This is a genomic window from Enterococcus sp. 12F9_DIV0723 (genome assembly GCF_002174375.1).
In the GTDB taxonomy this organism is placed as follows: Bacteria; Bacillota; Bacilli; order Lactobacillales; family Enterococcaceae; genus Enterococcus_A; species Enterococcus_A gilvus.
This window is the reverse complement of sequence record NZ_NIBK01000001.1, coordinates 1,248,549-1,268,688: the sequence shown is the minus strand read 5'-3', so window position 1 is coordinate 1,268,688 and position 20,140 is coordinate 1,248,549. Positions and strand designations below refer to the sequence as shown.

Here is a 20,140-nt window from a genome sequence, read left to right as displayed (position 1 = left end):
CCTGTGGAAGGTGAAAAAATGAAATGCGAGATCATCCCTGAACGTTGTATCGCTTGCGGCCTGTGTCAAACCATCGCACCAGAAATTTTTGATTATACAGATGATGGATTGGTCCTCTTTGTTGGTGAGCCTGAGGCAACCCATGAATTTATTCCTGAGAGTCAACAGGACGCAGTTATACAATCTGCGAAGCGTTGTCCATCTCATGCTATCTTATACCAAAATTCATAATAACATATATCCTAAAAAAAAATCTCAGACTTTTTGTCTGAGATTTTTTGAATAAATCAAATTGAATGATGTTGCGATGTCATTGTTTTTTTGGATAACCATGGCAGTAATTTAGCATGTAGTACTAAGAAAACTGCACTGACGATCATTCCTTTAAGCAAATTGAAAGGAACGATACCAACTAAAATATATCTTCCCAAGCCCATGCCTAACATTTGTCCAGCAGAAAGCCCGAATGCTTTTAAATAAAGAGGCGTAATTACAAAATAGTTTGCGATACTCATAAAGACCGTCATCGCTAGAATACCTAAACCTAGCCCCAACACACGTTTTGTCGTTGTTTTTTGTTTGAATAGTAAAAATATTGGCAAAGTATACAATGTTGACGCGAAAAAGCTTGCGAAGTCCCCAATCATATTATCAATAGAGAAGCCCGTCATCGTCAAATGAAGCAAGGATCGAATAAACGCAGTCGCAACACCTGTTAACGGTCCAAATATAAACATATTGATCAATACTGGAATATCACTAAAGTCCAACTTTAGAAACGGAAACATTGGAACAATTGGAAAAGCGATAAATTGTAGAATCAATCCCATTGCTGCTGCTACTGCTACTGCTGTCATTTTTTGTAATCTTAAGTTCTTCATATGAAATCCTCCGTTTCGGAATCATCTTCATCGAACTATTTGAGTGAAACTTTGCCACAAAAAAACTCTATGCTTCAAAAAAAGCATAGAGTTACTTGAATACTGTCTTACTCAAATAAGCTCTATCTTCTTTATCCAGACTGTACTGTCGGTATCGGAATTACACCGATTCGGCTGCTTACGCAGTTCGCGGACTATCACCGCCGGTCGGGATTTTCACCCTGCCCCTGAAGACGAACCTTAATTTATTTTATTTGTAAAACCACTATAACAATTTTACTATCAAAAAACAAGTAAATGATTTTGTTTATTTTGATTGGTTCAATAACGTGTTGATTTCCTTTGTATTCAACCGACGATATTCCCCTGGACGTAACCCTTGCAATGTCAAATCACCATAACGTTCACGCTTTAATTTTTGTACCGGCAAACCAACCGCCGCCAACATATTCTTCACCTGATGATTGCGGCCTTCATGAATGGTTAATTCAACAATACTCGTCTCTGCTTTTTTATCTGTTGAGAGAATCTCAAAACGTGCAGGCGCAGTTTTCTTTCCTTCAATGCGGATACCCTTTGTCAATGGCAACAAACTTCTTTTTTCCGCGTAACCTTTTACTTTTGCCACATAGACTTTATCAATTTGGTGTTTCGGATGCGCCAATCGTTGTGAAAAATCACCGTCATTTGTTAAAAGTAATATTCCAGACGTATCATAATCTAAACGTCCAACTGGATAAATTCGTTCAGGGACAGCGGCGAAGTAATCTGTTACCACTTTTCTATTTTTATCGTCAGAAACAGCCGAGATAACTCCCCGAGGTTTATAAAACAAATAATAAACGGGCTCTTCTTGATAAATTGGCACACCGTCAACTTCGACGATCTCTTTTTTTCCAACTTTTGTACCTAATTCTTTTACAGTATCGCCATTCACTTTGACGCGTCCGCTAGTAATGTATTCCTCAGCCTTACGTCGGGAAGCTATCCCAGCATGGGCGATTATTTTCTGTAATCTTTCCATTATTACTCATCCTCTTCTTTAAAACGATCGTAAAACAAATCCAAAGGCTCTGCTTCGTCTGCTAGATCATCTTCCATTTTTTGAACGTCCGGCAATTCCTTCATATCTTTTAATCCAAAATAATCCATAAAATAGTCGCTTGTTCCATATAAAATTGCTCGTCCAGGCCCTTCGACACGGCCTTTCTCTTCTATTAATTGTCTGGCTACCAAAGTTTGCACAGCTCCGCTCGATTGAACACCACGGAGTTCATCAATTTCGGCACGTGTTACGGGTTGTCTGTAGGCAATAATCGAAAGTGTTTCCAATGCAGCTTGACTTAAGCGATTTGCCATAGGCGAACGCGCGAATTCTTTTAGCAATGAAGCAAATTCTTTTTTCGTGGTTAAAACAAAATGATTGCCCACTTCCAAAATAGTCAAGGCCGACTGCTCTTTATTTTCATATAATTCCTTCAAATCTAGGATGTTTTGATAAACTTCTGGTATGGGTCGATTTAAAGAAAAGGCTAATTCTTCTAAACCGATTCCCTCTTCCCCAACTACAAAAAGCATCGCTTCAATTTGACTCAATTGATTCATAGTACGGCTCCTTTTACATGATAATGGAACAAATCTCTGATTGAACTAGTTATTTCCCTCGTTAGACGCAACAATCATTCTTCGATTATTTCGCCTTTAAAAATGACTATAGGTGCGTAGGTCTCCTCTTGAGTTGCTACAGCCAATCCTTTTTTCATCAATTCTAATAATGCCATAAAAGTTGTAATCATTTCATCTTTAGTATATTGGACAAACAAGGATTCTAAAAACAGCCCTTTTCCTTCGGGTAGAACATTCAATCGATTGCCAATCTCTACTACTTTTTGGTCAATGGTAATTGACTCCGTGGCAACTGTCGTTTCTATTGGTTGATTTCTTTTTTTTCGTTGCAAAACATCATGCAATGCCAGAAAAAGATCAATCGTATTTAATTGGTTTTTAGGCAGCGGAAGGATTTCTTCTTCATAGTCTGAAAGATCCATGGGAGCCTTTGTAAAAAACAAACTACGCTCTTGTTCTTTTTCTGAAAGGACGGATGCCGCATACTTATATTTACGATATTCTAAAAGTTGCTGAACCAATGCCTCACGAGGGTCTTCGCCCTCTTCGTCTTCGTAATCAAAGTCTAGTTCTGGCTTTGGTAAAAGCATTTGGCTTTTGATAGACATGAGTGTTGCAGCCATAACCAGATACTCACCTGCTACTTCTAACTCTAAAGTTTTCATTGCATGGATGAAATTCATGTATTGCTCAGTCACTGCTGCAATAGGAATATCATAGATATCAATTTCCAACTGTTGGATTAGATGGAGCAGGAGATCTAAAGGACCTTCAAAAACATCTAATTTTAAACTTATTTCTTCCATCCTAACCTCTTTTATGTTCCTGCCATTTTGCCAAAAAGGCTGAAGTAGCAGGGGTTCCCATAATTTTTTGATCTGGATACATAGTTTGTAGTTCATCCATCATCGCAATACTTACCCCCTCACCACGATAAGAGGGGTTCAAACTAATATCGTGTAAGACGATTTCTTGATCTTCTAACGAACTGATCCCGATCACCCCCTGTACGTTGTCGGAGCTTTCATCATAGTAGCAATAAAGCTGGTAGCGTTCGTCACCTTCATAGGCATCAATTTCTTTTAATAGATGGCGTTGATCTTTTAGGCTTTCGTGAAAACTCAAAAGTCCCATCGCGATCTTTCGTTGACTTTTTCGGTATTGAGTAAGCATTTTTTTCCTCCTAATTAAGCGCGTGGAAAAAACTCTTTATAAACTTCGGTCATTCTTCGCTTAGTGATATGGGTATAAATTTGTGTTGTAGATATGTCTGCGTGTCCCAGCAATTCTTGAACCGTTCGCAGATCAGCGCCATTTTCAAGTAAATGGGTCGCAAAACTGTGGCGCAATGTATGCGGCGTGACATCCTTTGTGATTTCAGCTTTAATGACATATTGCTTCAAGTTTTTCCATATTCCTTGACGACTCAGCCCGCGTCCGTGATTGTTCACAAAAAGAAACGTCTCATTTGGATTTTTTTTTGTCAAAATGGGACGAACTTCAGACAAATATCTCTCCAGCCAATGTATCGCGTAATCTCCCAAAGGAACTATACGCTCCTTATCTCCTTTTCCAACCGTTTGTAACAAGCCCATTTCCAGATGGATATCTCCCAGCTTTAAGCCAATTAATTCACTGACACGCAAGCCTGTGGCATATAGGACTTCTAAAATCGCACGATCACGAATACCTAAATTCGTAGTTGTATCTGGAGTGGCTATCAACCGTTCGACTTCTGCTAAAGAGAGTGTTTGCGGCAACTTTTGAGCCTTTTTAGGGCTATCTATATGCTGCATAGGGTCATGATCGGTATAACGTTCTTGCCGCAAAAATTGATGAAAACGCCGAAGACTAGAAATCATTCGTGTAATTGTAGTAGACGCTTTTCCAGCATCTGATAAGCTCGCCAAAAAAGCCACAACAGTATAACGATCCACAGCTTCCCACGTGGATACACCCTGCGCGTCTAAAAATGACAAATATTGTTGTAGATCTCTTTGATAGCTACTACGAGTATTCTCTGAAAGTCCACGCTCAATCGCTAAGTAATGCAAATACTCTGTTATTTGTTCATCCATGTTCTCACCACTTTCGCTTTATCATAACAAAAAGTCCCTTGAAATGATAGCACGTATCGTTGCAAGGGACTACATAATTTAATTATAACTTAATTCATCTTCATCTAGGTATTCTACGCTTCTTTTTTATCTTGACAGCTTTGACAAATTCCATGAAATGTCAGGCGATGATCTTTTACTAGAAAATGATAACGAGATTCTACGACTCTTTCTACATCTCCTAAAAGATCCTCTTCAATTTCTTCAATATTCCCGCATTCTAAACAAAGTAAATGATGATGAAAATGTTCTGCCCCTTCTTTACGAAGATCATATCTAGCGAGTCCATCATCAAAACTAATTTTATTAACAATGTGCAATTCCGTCAAAATTTCTAAGGTGCGATAGACTGTTGCCAAGCCGATTTCAGGACTTTTCTTTTTAACTAAGAAATAAATCTCTTCCGCTGACAAATGGTCTTTTTCATTTTCTAATAAAACGAGAACGGTCGCTTCACGCTGTGGTGTCAACTTAAATCCAGAATCGTGAAGTTGCTTTTTAGTTTTTTGCAGAGCTAAAATCGCGTTCAAGAGAACCCTCCTCTTCTACTTTATAATAACTATAAACAAGCAAGTGCTTCATTACTGCTTTTCTTAGAATTATTATAGTTTATCACCTATATTTATGCAAGGACATTCTCAATTAGCTTTTTAAACGAATTTCGCCATCCTTTTGTTCAATTAATTTTTCCTTTAACAAATGACCAATCGCACGTTTGAATTGACCTTTGCTGATTCCAAAAGCAGCTTTAATTTCATCAGGATCTGATTTATCCCAATACGGTAACAAATGGTCTGCATTTCTTTGCAGCATTGTCAAAATCATCGCAGCATCATCGTTGATCATTTCATACCCGCGAGGCTTTAATGACATATTTAGAATACCATCTGGACGTACGCCAATCACTCGTGCTTCCACAACTTCTCCTAAACGTGGTTCCTGATAGCGTTCTGAAGGGTGAATAAATCCGATGTAAAAATCTTCAGTCAGCAGAAAAGAACCCGCGACCTTCAACCGATAAATCGTCCCCTTCTTGTTTTCGTTTTGCATTTCTGCATTTCCGGCACGACTCAAAGAATGAAAGATCGTCTCGTCTGCTAACACACCCCACATGCGATCCTTTTCATCAACACGCATGCTGATCATCAAACGGTCCCCTTTTTTAGGCCAAACTTCTTTCATGCTAGGCATCTCGTCTAAGGAAACCACCATATCTTTATCCGCAAGACCAATGTTTACGAAAACACCTAAATCCCGACGAACATCTGTGACTTCTCCAAATGCATAATGTCCGATACGAACTTGTGGGATATTGGTTGTAAAAATCGCTTCCTTTTTCTGATTCACATAGCCGAAACCTTCAACAGATTCGCCAATTTGATATACTTCCTCTTGTTTTTTCTCAAAATGAAACGTCACGCCGTTCTTTTGAACCAGATACATGGTTTCATTTTCATCAATAATCAATCCTGTAAATACTTGTCCTAATAATTCATTCATATTTTTTCTCCTAACGCATATTCATAAAAGCAAAAGCATTGCTCTTAATAGTTTATACTATTTTTTTAACTCTTACATCAAACAATAAAACTGGGAAGAACGTTCTCCCCAGTCTCCATATTTTGATTTAGTTTGGTCCGTTCCCTTTAAACCATCCTGTCTTGCAGTTGATGGTTACTAAATACATCGGCAAATCAGAATTGGAATAGCCCTTCGTCAGTGACGCTCGGTTAGAAGTGGCATATAAATTGTAATACCCTTCTCCGTTCTCAACCTTTACAGGTTCCAAGCTATAACCGCCATCAACTATATAGCCACGTGAAATACAGGTTTGGATTACCTTTTCTTTCACTCCAGGTGCCCAAGCATAAGCATCACTGCTTGTATCTCCGGCTTGATTGGACGCGGATGAAGAATTGCTATTTTGAGCTTCTTGGGCAGCTTTTTCTTGTTCTGCCTTTTCTTGAGCGGCCTTTTCTGCTGCCGCTTTCTCTTCCGCTGCTTTTTTCTCTTTTTCTTTTAGCGTCTGATCTACTTTTGCCAGTTCATCCTTTTGCGTCTGAACTAGTGACTGATTAGCCACGACTTTAACAGCCTCATTCGCCGAATTGTATTGATCACGATTTACTGAATCAATAACGTTTCCATCTTTAAGTAAACCATCAGTTGCTTTTTTTGCCGCTTCAATTTTCGTGTATTGATCTTTTGCATTATTGATTGCTTGGTTCATTAATTGATCAAATTCTTGATCTCCAGTATCAACAGTGAGAGTGACTGGTTCGGCAGATTTCAATAATGGCTTGTCAGTGACCTTATCTCCATTAATTGCTGCTTCTGTAAATAATTGATTCACAGATTTTTCAGCTTTCTGCTTTTCTACTAGCTCATTGTATTCTTTTTTCAGCTTATCATAGCGCTTATTGTCTTTGTACCCAGCCAACTCTTCATCTATTTTACTAGTATTGAGGTCCAATTTATCAGCCGCAATAAATGTCTGCTTCTCATTGGTGTAATATCCCGCAATGCTCGCCTCGATCGAATCAAGCGCCTTATTTTCTTTTTTAACGGTAGCGATTTGTTGTGCTTCTACCTTTTTTTCATGCTGATAATAATACCCGCCACCAACACCTAGCACGACAATCGCTGCTAAAGTGATGTACCGTTTTTTTCCGCCTTTTTTTTGAGGATCACCTGTAGAACGGGGTGCCTCTGGGGGAATATTACCTCCATTACTAGCTTCAGTTGAATCAACTGGAATCGTAGAGTGTTTATCTGAATCGGTCTCAGGCTCAATCGTGCGTTCTTCTTCGATAGCTTCCGAAGATGCCTCAATTGAGGCATCCTCAGTTAAGGGCATCGCTTCGACTTCCTCAGCGTCTTCTTCCGACTCTGCATATTCTGGAATGGGATCTGGTGATAGGCTTGACTCAGAAGGTGCTTCTTCTGTTTCTTCATTAGAAAGCTGAGTCTCATCCGTATTTTCTTCATTGTCGACTACAGTATCTTCTGTCATCTCGTTGTTAGATTCGTCTAGTTCTTCCAGACTATCTTTGTGCTCACGAATGTACTGTGCCAAAATCGGATTCAATTCAGGTGTTTCTTCAGTTTCTTTAGAATGTTCTTCTTTCATTTTTTCCTCGTTATCCTTAAACATTTTCTGCACAGATTCAATGGGCATATCCGCTAGTTCTGACCACTCTATCGTATCATTTTTATCAGTAATATTTTCAGTATTTAATTGATCGTTTAACTGTAATGAAAAGCCACACTTCGGACAAGTCGTGCATCCATCGACTGGTTCATGACCACAGTTAGGGCATTTTTGCAATGAAATCGGCTCCTTTTCAATCATATGCTTTAATCTATCATATGTTTAGGGATGTTCCAAGCGATTTTCGAGTGAATTAATCAAAAATAATAAATTCAATCAGGTTTTTGAAGCTTCCATGATTCGTTATTCACAAATAATTCGTTAAGATAATCGTGTTTTTCCTTATGAAAAATAGTTTTATCCTAGCGTCTGGCATTACGGCGTAGGTTGTCTTATAAAACAGAAAAACTCTGCGAGAAAGGTTCTCGCAGAGTTTAGTAATGACTATTCTAAAAAGTCTTTCAACTGTTTTGAACGTGATGGGTGGCGTAACTTACGTAATGCTTTTGCTTCGATTTGTCGAATACGCTCACGTGTAACTCCAAATACGCGTCCAACTTCTTCCAAAGTCCGAGTTCTGCCATCATCTAAGCCAAAACGCAAACGCAATACGTTTTCTTCACGATCAGTCAATGTATCTAATACATCTTCTAATTGTTCTTTTAACATTTCTGATGCCGCATGCTCAGCAGGGCTTGTTGCTTCTTGGTCTTCGATAAAGTCTCCTAAATGCGAGTCATCTTCTTCACCAATCGGCGTTTCTAGAGAAACAGGCTCTTGAGCAATCTTTAGTATTTCGCGAACTTTTTCGGTCGGCAAGTCCATTTCGGCACCGATTTCCTCTGGTGTTGGTTCGCGTCCTAAATCCTGCAACAATTGACGTTGAACACGGATCAATTTGTTGATAGTTTCAACCATGTGAACCGGGATACGAATCGTCCGAGCTTGGTCGGCAATCGCGCGAGTGATCGCCTGGCGAATCCACCAAGTAGCATAAGTTGAGAATTTGAATCCTTTACGGTAGTCAAATTTTTCAACAGCCTTCATCAGACCCATATTTCCTTCTTGAATCAAATCAAGAAATTGCATGCCACGACCAACATAACGTTTGGCAATACTTACAACTAAACGTAAGTTAGCTTCCGCTAGACGTTGTTTTGCTTCTTGATCCCCTTGTTCGATCAACAAAGCAAGTTCTACTTCTTCTTCAGCCGTCAATAACGATACACGACCAATTTCTTTCAAATACATACGAACTGGATCGTTAATTTTAACACCTGTTGGGGCTGATAAATCTTCTTTTTGAGCTTCTTTTACTGTTTTTTCGTTTCGTTTCAAACTCGCCTTAGAAGGTTCACCATTTTCATCTACAACACTGATTCCAGCATCTTCGATTTTTTGAATCAATTCATCCATCGCTTCTGCACCTAACTCGTAAGGAGTCGCCATACGGTTAGTTAGTTCGTCATAAACTACCTGTCCTAGTGGTTTTTTCTCCTTAATGAAGGCTGTTAAAGCTTTTTGGTACTCTTTGTTATTTTTTACATCTGCCATAAAATAAATGCCCCTTTCACTTCTAGGCTTGTTTCAAGCGTTTTGTCAATTCGATAATTTGAATGGTTAGTTCTAGTTCCCGCTGTTGATTTCCGCTCTTCCTGGCCTCAAGCTGCTCTTTTTGTCGTTGTTTTATTTCTTCAGCAATGCCAGATTGAGAAATCACACGCATCAGATCATAAATTTCCCGTTCGTTACTATCTTCTGACATGGATATCATAGAGATGTCGATGGCTAACTGCTTCATCTCGTTCTCTTTCAAATAGTTCAGAAAATCCGCTAAAATAAAATTTCCATGAACCATCATATAACTATCTAAGTAAAGAAGCAATTCTTGATAATGATCATGAATGAATTGGAAATCCGTTTGGACTAGCTGCTCGCGAACTGAACTCTCATTCATACTACGGTATAGCAGCATCCTTTCGGCTTTTTCTTCTTTTGTTACGACTCTCCTAACCGATTGAACGGGTGCTGGAGAAGGAACTGTCTGTTGTTGCCGTCGTTCTGTACGAATCGTTTGCCGAACCATCTGCAATTGCTGCTTCAAACTCTCTCTTGTTAAATGAAAGTCGTTTGCCAACTGGCCTAGATATAAATCTTGTTCAACAGGTGATTGTACTTTTGCTAAATCCTGCATCACGACATCCAAGTAATTCAATCGATCCGCTTCATTCTCTAAGTTTAATCCTTTTTTTCGATAATGCATCTTGAATGCGAAGGGCGTTTGACGACCATGCTGCAATAAATTTTGCAATTCAGTCACACCGTATTTCCGCAAGTACTCATCCGGATCGAGTTTTTCTGGTACAGTGACGACTGAAAGTCCTAGCCTGCTGTGTGCATCTAAAATCGACAAGGCTCGGTCAGTGGCTGCCTGTCCGGGATCATCACCGTCATAACTGATCACTACTTGCCCTGTTATTCGTTCGATGGAGGCAATTTGCTGTTCAGTCAAGCTGGTTCCCATAGAAGCCAAACCAATTTTTATGTCCGCTTGCCAAGCCGCTAAGACATCCATGAACCCCTCGAATAAAATTGCTTCGCCCTGTTTCCGAATTTCATTTCGCGCTTTATCAAAGTTAAAAAGAACTTGACGTTTATTAAATAGTTCCGTTTCAGGGGAGTTTAAATATTTTGGCTGATCGTCCCCAGGATACTCCTCGGTTTTTAGTATCCGACCAGAAAATCCGATCGGCTTTCCGCGGAAATCATTCAACGGAAACATGACTCTTTGATAAAATCGATCACTGAAACTGCCGTCTTCACGTCGAATAAACAGCCCACTGCGTTCCATCAAATCAGCACTCACTTTATCCTGCTGCGCAATTTGTACGAGAAAATCTCTTTGGCTAGGTGCAAAACCGATTTTGAATTCATTGATCAACTCATCGCTTAATCCACGTTCATGGAGATAGCTCAACGCCGTTTCTCCTACTTTTGTGTTCACTAGCAAATGATGATACAAGTCGCGTGTCCGCTCATGCAAGGCAATCAGTTGCTGCTGTCCTGTTGAAGTTTGACTGATCGGTTCATTTGATATTTCAATACCTAGCGGAATTTGTTCTAAGTCCGCAACTTTTTTTACAGCTTCCGGAAAACTGATGCCTTCCAGTTCTTGCAAAAAGGTATAAACATTTCCACCTTTACCGCACCCAAAACAATGAAAAATCTGCTTATCTTCTGCAACTGAAAATGATGGAGTCTTCTCTTCGTGAAATGGACAAAGGCCTAGATAATTTTTACCAGACTTTTTCAGCTGAACATATTGACCAATGACTTCGACAATATTTGTTTTTTCACGAACCTCATCAATAACATGTTGGGGAATTCTTTGCGCCAAAAAAACCTCACCCCAATTCCCAAAAATATGATAACAGCCGTAAAAAATCGCCCTAATTCATCTTTCGATCAGCGCGATTTTTTTAGACAAACTTATACGTCTATCATTTTAGCATATTTCTTTATTATTACAAGCTTTCCGCTCATTGTTTTAACTATTTTCAAACCTTTGAAAGAATGTAATGAACCGTTTGTTCATTTGCACAATTTCTGCGTAGAACATGTTTCCGCCATTTTGATATAAATAACCTCCATTGTACATTATCGACTGCATTTGCATGTAACGATACGTGTGTTGTTGGTCATTGCCATACCCCGGTGAAAGAACATCTCGCGAGTATTCTTCTGCAAGTTCAACGCTATTTTTTCCACCACGCTCTTTCACGAATTGAATGTATTTTGTTCCGAAATTGTACGCTTGAATCGCCGTATCCAGATCACAACCAGCCGCTTTTGCCTGTTGATAGCTTTCGGCAAAGTGTTTCACGCCGCTTTCGATACTTTCTTGCTGGCTCAAAATCTTTCCTCGGCTCCCATAGGCACTTTCAGAACTTTGCATCAAATCGGTTCCTTTTCCTTTAGATTCCGTGTACATGATTCCCAAAATAACATCCGTGTAGTTCCCTACACCTGCTTGATCAGCTAGAAGCTGCACATCTTCTCGATGGCTATTGATTGTCTTTGTTGTCGTATATGTTCGAAATGCAAATAGTCCAGCTATTGCAAGAGTAACAAGAATCGCAAATGTAAGAATTACTTTTAAAATTTTTCCAATTAATTTCAACATAAAATCTGCCCAACCATCTTCTTTTTTCTCTACTACATACTACAAGAGTCGGCTGAACTTTTGAAAGTATTAATGGATAGTTTTATATCTGTCTCTTATACACATCTAGATGTGTATAAGAGACAGATCTTTTTAATTTCAGTTATTATTATTGTCCTATTCGAATTATCAAATATCGCAAAAACAATTTCGTTTGACCAGCTCTCAACCATTTTCAGCAATATCAGTATATGGAATATTCTATTAATGGCTGTGATCGGGCTTGTCTCTGTGACACCCATGATCGGTTATGATTTTACTTTGAATAACATTTTGGAGCAGAAGCCGAAAAAGCTGTACATTTTTGAAACCAGTTGGCTCGTCAACACATTAAATAACATCGCGGGATTTGGTGGATTCGTTAGCGCGGGTCTTCGTTCAGAGTTCTATGGCAAGCAGACCTCTGGAAAAAAAGTGGTTCAAGCGTTGTCGAAAATTTTAGTCTTTACCATGTCCGGTTTATCGATCTATGCACTGATCTCCTTCTTCTTGGTTATGTTTGATGATCATAATCAATACTTGCGTCAATATTGGATCTGGCTTATCGGCGGCGGATTATACTTCCCGATTGTTTTTTGCCTAAGCATTTTCGGAAAGGGAGAATATCTGGGGGATTTAAAAAGTTCTCACCGGCTTGAACTGATCGGAACTTCTTTCCTTGAATGGACCGGTGTATTAATCAGCTTCCTTTCAACGGGGTTCCTAATGGGGATTCAGGTTAGTATTCGTGATGTTGTTCCGTTATTTATCGCTGCGACGGTAATCGGGATTGCTTCCATGATTCCAGGAGAATTGGGTAGTTTTGACTTAATGATGATCATTGGATTGTCTGCTTTAGGAACACCAAGAGAAACCGTCGTTGCATGGTTGTTGCTCTTCCGACTATTTTATTACTTGGTTCCTTTTGCCATTGGACTTATTTTATTTTTCAAAAACCTTGGGACTACGATCAATACACGCTACAAAGGAATTCCTGTTGGTCTATTACGAGAGCTGGCTCATAAGCTTGAAAGTTTCCTGCTTTACTTCACAGGGATCATGCTTGTTTTATCAGCAACTATTCCTGAAGCCTTTATAAGGCTGCCCTTTCTTCAAAAGCTTAACCCGATACACTCTCGAGTAATCGTTGTTTTTCCAGCAATTTTATTAGGATTTTTATTGATCGTTTCTGGTCGAGGAATTTCTGCACGGGTAAAACGTGCCTACTTCCCTACCATTATTATCGTGACATTGACCTTCTTGTATTCACTACTTGCAGGATTTCGTTTTTCTACCGGCTTCTTCCTTGCACTAGTTTTATTAGTTGTTATTTTTTCTAAGAATGAATTGTTCAGGGAGCAGCTTGTTTATTCTGCGGAGTGGATGACCATTGATGGCCTTATTATGGGTGGGCTTACCTTCTTGTACATCATCATCGGTGTCTACAACAGTCCTAAAATCCATCATCGCCATCGTTTACCGGAATTTTTCCTATTCCCTAGTGAACAAATTTGGGTCGTAGGATTTGTGGCGATTTTGATTGTGGCGTTCATTATACTTTTATTGATTCGTTTCCTAAAAAATAAGCGTACACAAATCGGTGAACCTTTAGATGAAGCACGTGTCCAGCATATTTTAGAAACCTACGGAGGCAATCCAGATAGTCAATTGGTCTTTTTAAAAGACAAAAAAGTTTTTTATTACAATGATGGCGAAGAGGACACTGTCTTCTTCCAATTATCGACTTTTAATAACAAAATTTTAGTTATGGGTGATCCTTCCGGAAAAAATGAGGATTTTGTTGCTGCGACAGAGGCCTTGATAAACGAGGTTGATCGGTTCAATTACTTACCTGTTTTTTATGAGAATAGCGAAGAGATGGTCATGATCCTTCACGAGTTTGGCTATGATTTTATTAAGTTCGGTGAGCGAGCACATGTTCATTTACCTGATTTTACTTTGAGCGGAAAGAAGATGAAGGGACAGCGCTCTGGTTTCAATAAGGTTCTTAAAGAGGGGTATCAATTTGATGTCCTTACTCCCCCGTTTTCGGATGAAACCATGAAAACGTTGCGGGCAATCTCCGATGAATGGCTCAATGGTCGTAAAGAAAAAGGATTCTCTTTAGGCTTCTTCTCAGAAGACTATTTGCAACGTGCCCCAATCGCGGTCATAAAAAATAGCGATGAAGAAATCGTAGCCTTTGCGAATTTTATGCCGACCTATACAGATTCTATCGGGACCATCGACTTAATGAGACACAGCCCTGAGAAAGCACCTGGCGGAACGATGGATTTTCTCTTTATCAATTTATTTCAATATATGCGTGATGAAATGGGGATCGAGTATTTTGATTTAGGCATGGCACCTTTAGCAAATGTCGGTACTTCTCGTAAAAGCTTCACGCAAGAACGGATCGCTTATTTAGTCTATAATTTCGGTTCGCGCTTCTACTCATTCGGCGGACTTAAGGAATACAAGGATAAATACGCAAACGAATGGATTCCAGAATATGTATTGTATTCACGTGATAGCTGGATCGGCTACGTAATGATTGCTCTACTAATTACGGATAATGCGCCTGTGCAAGAGGATAAAAAATATCGCGGATTCCGACGTTTTACTTTTAGAGATTAGCAGCTTCGATTTCGAAGTTGCTTTTTTTGTCTTGACAACTCGTAAGTTTGTGTCTAGAATAAGCAACAACATATACGAAATCAGTTTGGAGTGTTTAGAATGACTCAATTAATCTCTGCACAACTGAATACTTTTTACTTTAGCTATTTTAGATGAGTTTGTATTCCTATTCGTGGATACAGACACCTACGTTTGTATCTATGATGGCTAAGGCATTTTACGCTGACTTATTGCCGCATAGATGAAAATCTATAGTGGCTTTTATTTTAGTACCGTTAACGCTCACTGTAGATTTTTATATCTGCAGTGAGCGTTTTTTCTTTGGCAAAGTAACAGAACGGCACCACGAGGACCAAATGTTCCTTATTGAACGAATGGACAACATGAAGAAAAAATCGTTTATCGCAACGAATCGAGAGTAAGAAGAAAAACCTAGGAGGAAATTTTATGAATAATGTACCGAAAATCATGGTTAAATCAGAAGGTATAGCTGCAATCGGCAGTTACGCTGCTTCGTTGTGGTCAACTAGAAAAATCGTCTTATTAAGTGACAAAAAATCATTTGATGCGGAAGGTGCAAAAGTTCTTCAATACTTAACCATTATGGGGTTTGATGTGCAAACACTTGTCTTGAACGAACCGCTCTACACTACCGCTATCGCCAATCTAGTATATCAATTTTTATCTGATCAAAAGATAACTAAAGAAAATGGAATTGTCGGATTAGGGGATGAATTTCTTTGCCAGTTAAGCGGTTATGTAGCAGAAAATTATCTTGGTGGTCTGCCGCTTATTCAGATTCCAACTACTTTACGCGGACAGCTCAGTCTCTGTACTGATAACTATGTGCATTTGCTGAATCTTGAGGCGAGAACATTCCACTCTCTGCAATCAAAACCAGAAGGTATTTTGATTGATACGAACATGATCGATGCCTCTTCTGAGAACAGCTTGAAAGTGGCGCAGGAATTTTTGCTTGCGAAAGGATTCCCGCAGAGCCATATGTGCCAACGCGAATTATGTAAAAAAAGACGCATCGAAGGGCATCAAATAGACTACACAACTTTCTTTTCAGAATTAGCCGATAAAAATTTAATACCCAATCGCCTAACTACCCATCACATCCGAACACCTATTTTACGGGACACCCATAAAAAATGGCTATCACTGATGAAAAGAAGATAAAAAAAGGCGTTCCCCAAATACTCAATCATTTGGGGAACACCTAATCATTCTTTCACAGTGAAAACACGGTAAAGGGAACTTATCTCTTCTTTTTTAATTCTTTATTGATGTCGGCTATGTCAAAGGCCTTCCAGCTTTCATTTCCCCGGGAGTCTTCAGCTGGCGTCTCCCCTTTTGCCTTCATACATATTGCATACTCAACGGGAGCCTCCTCAAGGATCTTTTCAATAACAAGCTGGTGTTGCCAATCGCAACCAAAATCATAAAGATAACTGATTGTTTTCTTATTTTTAAAATCTTCATCGATCAATCGCTGCTCTTCCGCAAATTGCACCATCTCTAAATCACTAGGACCAATCATTATTTTCTTGTCTACAAAAAAGCTATGCAAATGACAATCTTCCCAACCAAATGCGATCTGCAAAATCTCATGTAACTGCTCATAAGAAATGCTCGCAGGAATTTTTAAGCGCCGCCAGATTCGAGGTCGATACCCTTTGAGATCCACACGTACGACATAACTAGTTTGTGTTTTAACAGCAGCACTTTGTCTGGGAAACTCTAAGATATTGTTCGGAACTTCTTTTTTTACCGTTTCATCTAAATTATAATTATCTAAATTGTAAGGCTCTTCGATATCAAAATTTCCTTCACGCCATTCATCCATGACTGCCAATTTGTTTTTTGACCAATAGTTAGGGTTGCTCATACGAGATAGAAACGCTGTTTTATTGAGATAAATAACGTATTGCATTTCTTTACATTCCTCTTTGGTAATAATTCTTTCATTATACAATGCGTAATAAAGGTCTAGCAGCATTTGATAAGCATAAAAACTTTCATCGATATATAGCGGCATATGGTTCGGCAAATGATGGATCAAAGCTTCTTTAACGAGTTCTTCATCTAGCAATTTCCCACTGAGCCTTCCTTTATCAACAAAGTTTAAAAAGAATTCTACTGTGCGAATAAGACCGTCCGGTTCAGCAAGTCCTCCAGCAATAAAATAGTACACCATATCTTTGGTCATTCGATCAAACAGCTTGTCCAATTTATCCATGCGAACCTCCCTTAAACACATTTTCTCTTTTCATTAAGGATAAAAGAAAAAAGAGGCCTAATCAATACTGAATTGATTAAGCCTCTAAACTTATTTTTTTCCACCAAAGGCATCTTTCACTTTGCCAAAGAAACCTTCTTCTTTTTGTTCGCTTACTGTTTGCCCGCCTGCTTCAGCAAATGCACGTAGCGCATCACGCTGCTTCTCATTCAAGTTTTTAGGTGTAATGATTTTCACCGTTACTTGTTGATCGCCATTTGTATTTCCACGAAGTCTCGGAGCGCCTTTTCCGCGGAGTCTAAATTTGGCGCCTGTTTGTGTGCCCGCAGGTACTTTCAATTTAACATCTCCATGAACGGTAGGGACATTGACTTCATCCCCCAGAGCCGCTTGGACAAAACTCAACGGCAAGGTGTAGTAAATTTCTCCGCCATCACGGTCGAAGATGTCACTTTGTTTCACTTTAAAGACAACATATAAATCTCCGTATGGTCCACCGTTTACTCCAGCTTCGCCTTGATCCGCTAGACGCATTTGTTGGCCGTCTTCCACACCGGCAGGTACTTTTACCTTGACTGTATGAGGGCGCTTCTCATGACCGGAACCATGACACGTTGGGCAAGGATCTTTGATTTCTTTCCCTGTTCCATGACACACATCACATGTTTGACGGCTCATTACACGACCAAGTGGTGTTTGGTGTTCCACGTTAATTGAACCAGAACCATGACATTTATGACAAACTTCTGGTTGCGTGCCAGGTTTTGCCCCATTTCCGTGACACGTATGACACGTTTCTTCACGGTTGTATTTAATGTCTTTTTCTACACCGAAAATAGCTTCTTCGAATTCAAGGTTGATTGAGTATTGTAAATCTGCCCCTTGTCTTGGTGCTTTAGGATCTGCTTGACGTCCACCGCCACCACCAAAGAAAGATTCAAAAATATCCTCAAACCCAAAGCCGCCTGCTCCTCCGAAACCACCAGCACCGCCAAAACCGCCTGCTCCTCCAGCTCCAAAATTTGGATCTGTTCCCGCATGGCCGTATTGATCGTATGCCGCACGTTTTTGCGGATCGCTTAAAATCTCATAAGCTTCAGAAATCTCTTTAAACTTTTCCTCAGCATCGGCTTCTTTATTGATATCCGGATGGTATTGCTTGGAAAGCTTACGATATGCTTTTTTTATTTCATCATCCGAAGCACCTTTTTGTACCCCAAGGACTTCGTAATAATCCCGTTTTGTAGCCATTGGCTTCCCTCCATAATTTCATAGAATCGTTAGTATTGTATCACACTAAAAATCGATACGATACGTTTCTTAACGTTTTTCTAACGGACTTGCCAATCTTGAAAGAAAAAAGGCCAAAGCGATGACTTTGGCCTTTATCAACGAATCAATTATTTGTCGTCATCGTTAACTTCTTCAAAATCAGCATCTACGACATCATCCGCGCCGCCTTGAGCTGCGTTTGGATCAGCTTCTGCTTGTTGTTGTGCCGCTTGTTCGTAAAGTTTAACTGTTAAGTTTTGTACGATTTCGTTCAATGCATCGCGTTTTTCTTTCATCAATTCGATGTCATTTGCTTCAGCGGCAGCTTTTAGTTCATCGCGCGCGTCTTCTGCTTTTTTCACTTCGTCTGCATCTACTTTGCCTTCTAATTCTTTTAATGTTTTATCAACAGAGAATAGTAAAGCATCTACATCATTACGTAGGTCCACTTCTTCTTTACGAGCTTTATCAGCATCCGCATTTGCTTCTGCGTCTTTCACCATACGATCGATTTCATCGTCAGACAAACCTGATGAAGATTTGATCGTGATTTTTTGTTCTTTTTGTGTTCCTAGGTCTTTCGCAGAAACGTTTACGATACCGTTTTTGTCAATATCAAACGTTACTTCGATTTGAGGAATTCCACGAGGTGCAGCTGGAATATCTGTCAATTGGAAACGACCTAATGTTTTGTTATCAGCAGCCATTGGACGTTCACCTTGCAAGACATGGATGTCTACTGCAGGTTGATTGTCAGCAGCTGTTGAGAACACTTGTGATTTACTTGTTGGGATCGTCGTATTGCGGTCGATCAATTTCGTGAACACGCCGCCCATTGTTTCGATACCCAAAGATAATGGTGTTACGTCTAGTAATACGACATCTTTTACATCACCAGTGATGACCCCACCTTGGATCGCAGCTCCCATCGCTACCACTTCATCTGGGTTAACTGATTTGTTTGGTTCTTTACCTGTTTCTTTACGAACAGCTTCTACAACTGCTGGAATACGAGTTGAACCACCGACTAAGATAACTTCGTCGACTTCTGATTGAGAAAGACCAGCATCTTTTAAGGCTTGACGAACAGGTGCTTTCGTACGTTCAACTAGATCAGCCGTAATTTCATCAAATTTTGCACGAGAAAGTGTTGTTTCTAAGTGCAATGGACCAGCATCGCCGGCTGTGATAAACGGTAAGCTGATTTGCGTTGAGCTGACACCTGATAAATCTTTTTTCGCTTTTTCAGCAGCGTCTTTCAAACGTTGCATAGCCATTTTGTCTTTAGATAGATCAATGCCGTTTGCTTGTTTGAAATCAGCAACTAAGTAATCGATGATCTTGTTATCAAAGTCATCCCCACCAAGAGCGTTGTCTCCTGCTGTAGATAATACGTCAAAGACACCGTCGCCCAATTCAAGGATTGATACGTCGAACGTACCACCACCAAGGTCAAATACTAAGATTTTTTCATCTTTGTCTGTTTTGTCCAAACCGTAAGCCAATGCTGCAGCAGTTGGTTCATTCACGATACGTTCAACTTCTAAACCAGCAATTTTACCAGCGTCTTTTGTTGCTTGACGTTGAGAGTCATTGAAGTAAGCAGGAACTGTGATAACGGCTTTTTCAACTTTTTCGCCTAGGTAATCTTCTGCAAATCCTTTGATATATTGCAATACCATTGCAGAGATTTCTTGTGGAGTATATGATTTTCCGTCTGCTTCTACTTTGTATCCAGCTTCACCCATATGGCGTTTGATTGATGAAATTGTATCTGGGTTTGTAACTGCTTGACGTTTTGCGACTTCACCTACTTGGATCTCACCATTTTTGAATGAGACAACAGATGGTGTTGTGCGGTTTCCTTCTGGATTTGTAATGATTTTAGCTTCTCCGCCTTCTAAAACAGCTACTGCGGAGTTTGTTGTACCTAAGTCAATACCGATAATTTTACTCATAATTGAAAATCTCCTTTTCATTTATCTTTTAAATTTACTAATAAATAGTAGA

19 protein-coding genes and 1 riboswitch are annotated in these 20,140 nt (G+C 39.5%); of the genes, 4 read left to right on the top strand and 15 right to left on the bottom strand.

Annotation, left to right across the window (positions count from 1 at the left end; genetic code table 11):
• Positions 1–18 precede the first annotated feature (18 nt).
• The gene (locus A5868_RS06150; protein WP_086304331.1) at positions 19–231 is read left to right on the top strand and encodes a ferredoxin; all 213 of its coding nucleotides are present in this window, start codon (positions 19–21) and stop codon (positions 229–231) included.
• A 56-nt stretch (positions 232–287) separates the two neighbouring features.
• On the opposite strand, the gene A5868_RS06145 is transcribed toward A5868_RS06150, so the two are convergent.
• From A5868_RS06145 to A5868_RS06090, 12 genes are all read right to left on the bottom strand, one after another.
• Positions 288–881: an ECF transporter S component gene (locus tag A5868_RS06145; protein ID WP_010780968.1), complete on the bottom strand. Its 594-nt coding sequence runs from the start codon at positions 879–881 to the stop codon at positions 288–290.
• 120 nt (positions 882–1,001) lie between these two features.
• Positions 1,002–1,120: riboswitch (FMN riboswitch) on the bottom strand.
• A gap of 68 nt (positions 1,121–1,188) precedes the next feature.
• Complete coding sequence (locus A5868_RS06140) at positions 1,189–1,905, bottom strand: pseudouridine synthase (RefSeq protein ID WP_086304333.1); 717 nt, start codon at positions 1,903–1,905, stop codon at positions 1,189–1,191.
• A 2-nt stretch (positions 1,906–1,907) separates the two neighbouring features.
• The gene (gene scpB, locus A5868_RS06135; protein ID WP_010780970.1) at positions 1,908–2,486 is read right to left on the bottom strand and encodes an SMC-Scp complex subunit ScpB; all 579 of its coding nucleotides are present in this window, start codon (positions 2,484–2,486) and stop codon (positions 1,908–1,910) included.
• 74 nt (positions 2,487–2,560) lie between these two features.
• Positions 2,561–3,313, bottom strand: a complete 753-nt coding sequence (locus A5868_RS06130) for a segregation/condensation protein A (protein WP_010780971.1) — start codon at positions 3,311–3,313, stop codon at positions 2,561–2,563.
• 1 nt (position 3,314) lies between these two features.
• On the bottom strand, positions 3,315–3,680 hold the full coding sequence (locus tag A5868_RS06125; RefSeq protein ID WP_010780972.1) for a GNAT family N-acetyltransferase: 366 nt from the start codon (positions 3,678–3,680) through the stop codon (positions 3,315–3,317).
• Between the two features lie 14 nt (positions 3,681–3,694).
• Positions 3,695–4,585, bottom strand: coding sequence for a site-specific tyrosine recombinase XerD (xerD, locus tag A5868_RS06120; protein WP_010780973.1), 891 nt, complete (start codon positions 4,583–4,585; stop codon positions 3,695–3,697).
• Between the two features lie 113 nt (positions 4,586–4,698).
• Positions 4,699–5,154, bottom strand: coding sequence for a ferric iron uptake transcriptional regulator (gene fur, locus A5868_RS06115; protein WP_010780974.1), 456 nt, complete (start codon positions 5,152–5,154; stop codon positions 4,699–4,701).
• 112 nt (positions 5,155–5,266) lie between these two features.
• The gene (locus A5868_RS06110) at positions 5,267–6,124 is read right to left on the bottom strand and encodes a CvfB family protein (protein ID WP_086304335.1); all 858 of its coding nucleotides are present in this window, start codon (positions 6,122–6,124) and stop codon (positions 5,267–5,269) included.
• Positions 6,125–6,251: 127 nt separating this feature from the next.
• A complete protein-coding gene (locus A5868_RS06105) occupies positions 6,252–7,952 on the bottom strand; it encodes a cell division site-positioning protein MapZ family protein (protein ID WP_086304337.1) in 1,701 nt (566 codons plus the stop codon).
• A 267-nt stretch (positions 7,953–8,219) separates the two neighbouring features.
• Positions 8,220–9,329: an RNA polymerase sigma factor RpoD gene (gene rpoD / locus A5868_RS06100; RefSeq protein ID WP_010780977.1), complete on the bottom strand. Its 1,110-nt coding sequence runs from the start codon at positions 9,327–9,329 to the stop codon at positions 8,220–8,222.
• Positions 9,330–9,351: 22 nt separating this feature from the next.
• On the bottom strand, positions 9,352–11,172 hold the full coding sequence (gene dnaG / locus A5868_RS06095; protein WP_086304339.1) for a DNA primase: 1,821 nt from the start codon (positions 11,170–11,172) through the stop codon (positions 9,352–9,354).
• Between the two features lie 150 nt (positions 11,173–11,322).
• Complete coding sequence (locus tag A5868_RS06090) at positions 11,323–11,958, bottom strand: lysozyme family protein (protein ID WP_010780979.1); 636 nt, start codon at positions 11,956–11,958, stop codon at positions 11,323–11,325.
• A gap of 72 nt (positions 11,959–12,030) precedes the next feature.
• Here A5868_RS06090 and mprF point away from each other — a divergent pair, with 72 nt between their 5' ends.
• From mprF to A5868_RS06080, 3 genes are all read left to right on the top strand, one after another.
• The gene (gene mprF, locus A5868_RS06085; RefSeq protein WP_087654089.1) at positions 12,031–14,613 is read left to right on the top strand and encodes a bifunctional lysylphosphatidylglycerol flippase/synthetase MprF; all 2,583 of its coding nucleotides are present in this window, start codon (positions 12,031–12,033) and stop codon (positions 14,611–14,613) included.
• 254 nt (positions 14,614–14,867) lie between these two features.
• Positions 14,868–15,035: a hypothetical protein gene (locus A5868_RS18950; RefSeq protein WP_155857548.1), complete on the top strand. Its 168-nt coding sequence runs from the start codon at positions 14,868–14,870 to the stop codon at positions 15,033–15,035.
• Between the two features lie 25 nt (positions 15,036–15,060).
• Complete coding sequence (locus A5868_RS06080; RefSeq protein WP_086304343.1) at positions 15,061–15,798, top strand: hypothetical protein; 738 nt, start codon at positions 15,061–15,063, stop codon at positions 15,796–15,798.
• A gap of 79 nt (positions 15,799–15,877) precedes the next feature.
• On the opposite strand, the gene A5868_RS06075 is transcribed toward A5868_RS06080, so the two are convergent.
• The 3 genes from A5868_RS06075 to dnaK all read right to left on the bottom strand — a co-directional run bounded on the left by A5868_RS06075 (position 15,878) and on the right by dnaK (position 20,088).
• Positions 15,878–16,858 (bottom strand): plasmid pRiA4b ORF-3 family protein, encoded by a 981-nt coding sequence (locus A5868_RS06075; RefSeq protein WP_086304345.1) that lies wholly within the window; start codon positions 16,856–16,858, stop codon positions 15,878–15,880.
• Positions 16,859–16,948: 90 nt separating this feature from the next.
• A complete protein-coding gene (dnaJ, locus tag A5868_RS06070) occupies positions 16,949–18,109 on the bottom strand; it encodes a molecular chaperone DnaJ (protein ID WP_010780984.1) in 1,161 nt (386 codons plus the stop codon).
• Between the two features lie 149 nt (positions 18,110–18,258).
• Complete coding sequence (dnaK, locus tag A5868_RS06065; protein ID WP_086304347.1) at positions 18,259–20,088, bottom strand: molecular chaperone DnaK; 1,830 nt, start codon at positions 20,086–20,088, stop codon at positions 18,259–18,261.
• Between the last annotated feature and the right edge of the window lie 52 nt (positions 20,089–20,140).

Bases quoted from the DNA above. Each gene is read 5' to 3' on its own strand.
- A5868_RS06150 (WP_086304331.1), top strand. From the start codon at position 19: ATGAAATGCGAGATCATCCCTGAACGTTGTATCGCTTGCGGCCTGTGT.
- A5868_RS06145 (WP_010780968.1), bottom strand. From the start codon at position 881: ATGAAGAACTTAAGATTACAAAAAATGACAGCAGTAGCAGTAGCAGCA.
- A5868_RS06140 (WP_086304333.1), bottom strand. From the start codon at position 1,905: ATGGAAAGATTACAGAAAATAATCGCCCATGCTGGGATAGCTTCCCGA.
- scpB (WP_010780970.1), bottom strand. From the start codon at position 2,486: ATGAATCAATTGAGTCAAATTGAAGCGATGCTTTTTGTAGTTGGGGAA.
- A5868_RS06130 (WP_010780971.1), bottom strand. From the start codon at position 3,313: ATGGAAGAAATAAGTTTAAAATTAGATGTTTTTGAAGGTCCTTTAGAT.
- A5868_RS06125 (WP_010780972.1), bottom strand. From the start codon at position 3,680: ATGCTTACTCAATACCGAAAAAGTCAACGAAAGATCGCGATGGGACTT.
- xerD (WP_010780973.1), bottom strand. From the start codon at position 4,585: ATGGATGAACAAATAACAGAGTATTTGCATTACTTAGCGATTGAGCGT.
- A5868_RS06110 (WP_086304335.1), bottom strand. From the start codon at position 6,124: ATGAATGAATTATTAGGACAAGTATTTACAGGATTGATTATTGATGAA.
- rpoD (WP_010780977.1), bottom strand. From the start codon at position 9,329: ATGGCAGATGTAAAAAATAACAAAGAGTACCAAAAAGCTTTAACAGCC.
- A5868_RS06090 (WP_010780979.1), bottom strand. From the start codon at position 11,958: ATGTTGAAATTAATTGGAAAAATTTTAAAAGTAATTCTTACATTTGCG.
- mprF (WP_087654089.1), top strand. From the start codon at position 12,031: ATGGATAGTTTTATATCTGTCTCTTATACACATCTAGATGTGTATAAG.
- A5868_RS06080 (WP_086304343.1), top strand. From the start codon at position 15,061: ATGAATAATGTACCGAAAATCATGGTTAAATCAGAAGGTATAGCTGCA.
- A5868_RS06075 (WP_086304345.1), bottom strand. From the start codon at position 16,858: ATGGATAAATTGGACAAGCTGTTTGATCGAATGACCAAAGATATGGTG.
- dnaJ (WP_010780984.1), bottom strand. From the start codon at position 18,109: ATGGCTACAAAACGGGATTATTACGAAGTCCTTGGGGTACAAAAAGGT.
- dnaK (WP_086304347.1), bottom strand. From the start codon at position 20,088: ATGAGTAAAATTATCGGTATTGACTTAGGTACAACAAACTCCGCAGTA.